This is a genomic window from Butyricicoccus sp. Marseille-Q5471, from assembly GCF_951230135.1.
In the GTDB taxonomy this organism is placed as follows: Bacteria; Bacillota; Clostridia; order Oscillospirales; family Butyricicoccaceae; genus Agathobaculum.
In genome coordinates, this window is the sequence record NZ_CATNVC010000034.1 from 1 (window position 1) to 2,316 (window position 2,316).

Annotated in this window: 2 protein-coding genes; both read left to right on the top strand. The window is 55.9% G+C overall.

Translation table 11 applies throughout. The features are described from left to right. Positions 1-1,503 (top strand): sugar ABC transporter ATP-binding protein (locus QOX26_RS14235; RefSeq protein ID WP_283675627.1); only part of this gene is annotated, 1,503 nt, incomplete at its 5' end. Continuing rightward, positions 1,496-2,316: ABC transporter permease (locus tag QOX26_RS14240; protein WP_283675628.1), on the top strand; the 821-nt coding region annotated here is incomplete at its 3' end. The genes QOX26_RS14235 and QOX26_RS14240, both read left to right, overlap by 8 nt.

A 2,316-nucleotide genomic window follows, 5' to 3' on the forward strand; every position in this document is an offset into this window, starting at 1 on the left:
ATGAGCGAATATGTAGTAGAATTAAAAGATGCGGTAAAGCGGTTTCCGGGCGTCGTTGCATTAAAGAATATGCATTTGGCGGTCAAACCCGGCGAGATTCTGGGTCTGATCGGAGAAAACGGCGCAGGCAAGTCGACGCTGATCAAGGTTTTGACCGGCGTTCATCAGCCGGACGAGGGCCAGATTATCGTTGAGGGCAAAGAACACAAGTTCAAAAACCCCAACGAGTCTGCCGCGGCCGGTATTGCCTGTGTTTATCAGGAACTGAACATCGAAAAGCTTTTAAGCGTAACCGATAACATCTTCATCAACAAGTGGATCCGCAAGGGCGGCCTGCTCGATTACGATACCATGCACAAAAAGGCCAAGGAAGTCATGGCGTCGCTCGGACAGGACATTGATCCCCGCAAGGCGGCCGGCACGTTCGGCATGGGCGTGCAGCAGATGATTGAAATCGCCAAGGCGGTTTTGATCGACGCAAAAATGATCATTATGGACGAGCCCACCTCCTCGCTCGGCGAAAAAGAGGTTGAGCAGCTGATGAAAACCTGCCGCGAACTCAGAGCGCGCGGCATCGGCATCGTCTTTGTTTCTCATAAGCTTGAAGAGCTGTTTGAGCTGTGCGACCGCGTGACCGTCATCCGTGACGGCGAATACATCGACACCCGCCCGATTGCCGAGTGGGACAATGATTCGCTGATTACCGCGATGGTCGGCCGCAGTCTGGACAACCAGTTCCCCAAGGAAATCGGCGTCAAGGGCGAGGTTGCCCTCAAGGCCGAGAACCTGTGCTCGGCAGGCGTGCTGGACAACGTCAGCTTTGAAGCCTTCCGCGGCCAGATTCTGGGCTTTGCGGGTCTGGTCGGCGCAGGCCGTACCGAGACCATGCGCGCCATCTTCGGCGCAGACCCGATTGACAGCGGCAAGGTTTATATCCACGGCAAGGAAGTCAAAATCAAGGATCCGCGTCAGGCGATCCGTTCCGGCATTGCGTTCCTCACCGAGGACCGTAAGGGACAGGGTCTTGTACTGGCGCAATCAATCCGCACCAACTTGATTTTGGCAAATATGAAGGGCTTCTCCTCGGGTATGTTCCTCGATGAAAAGAAGATCCTCGACAGCGGCGAGAAGAACATTTCCTCGCTGCGCATCAAGACCCCGTCGATTGATGAAATCGTCGGTCAGCTTTCCGGCGGCAACCAGCAGAAGGTGGTTATCGGCAAGTGGGTCAACACGGACGCGGAGATTTTCATTTTCGACGAGCCGACGCGCGGTATCGACGTTGGCGCAAAGGTCGAGGTATACAATGTAATGAACAGCCTGGTCAAACAGGGCAAATGCGTCATCATGGTATCGTCCGAAATGCCGGAAATTCTGGGCATGTCGGATCGGGTCGTGGTCATGCGCGGCGGACAGGTTATGGCAACCGTCGAGCGCGACAGCAAGCATTTCAATCAGGAAGACATTATGAAGGCTGCATGGGGAGGAACATTAGATGACTAAGGCAAAAAAGGACAATAAAATTGTGTCCCAACTCGGAACGCTGATTGCACTGCTGCTTTTGTGCGTAATTCTGGCAATCGCGTCTCCGAACTTCTTGAAATTCTCGAACTTTATGAGCATTCTGAAGCAGACGTCGTTCAACGCGCTGCTTTCGACCGGTATGCTGCTGTGTCTGATCACGGCCGGCATCGACCTTTCGGTTGGTGCGAACGCAACGTTCTGCGCCTGTATGGCAGGTATGCTGGTACAGCGCGGCGTGTCGAACCCGGTTATCATTCTGGCAACGGTTATCATCAGCGGCCTGCTGATCGGCTGGATCAACGGCATGCTGCTGACCCGTCTGCACCTGCCTCACCCCTTCGTATCGACACTCGGTATGAAGAACTTCCTCTGGGGCATGGCGCTGCTGGTTACCAACTCGCAGATGGTTTCGGGCTTCCCGAACGGCGTTACCTGGCTGGGTGACGCAACGCTGCCGGGCGGCTTCCCGATCAGCTTCCTGGTGGTTATCGTGCTGTTCATCGGCATGCACATTTTCCTGTCCAAGACGGCGCTCGGCCGTTCGATTTACTGTGTCGGCGGCAACCCGGAAGCGGCTCGCCTGTCCGGCATCCACTCGGCAAACGTGCTGACCTTCTGCTACACCGTATCCGGTGTGTGCGCGGCGCTGGCGGGCATCGTCTCGATCGGCCGTTCGGGCATCACCAACGGTGCAAACGCAGTACAGCCGTTTGATACCGACGCAATCGCAGCCTGCATCATCGGCGGCGCGTCCTTCATGGGCGGCAAGGGCACGATGTGGGGCACGATGGT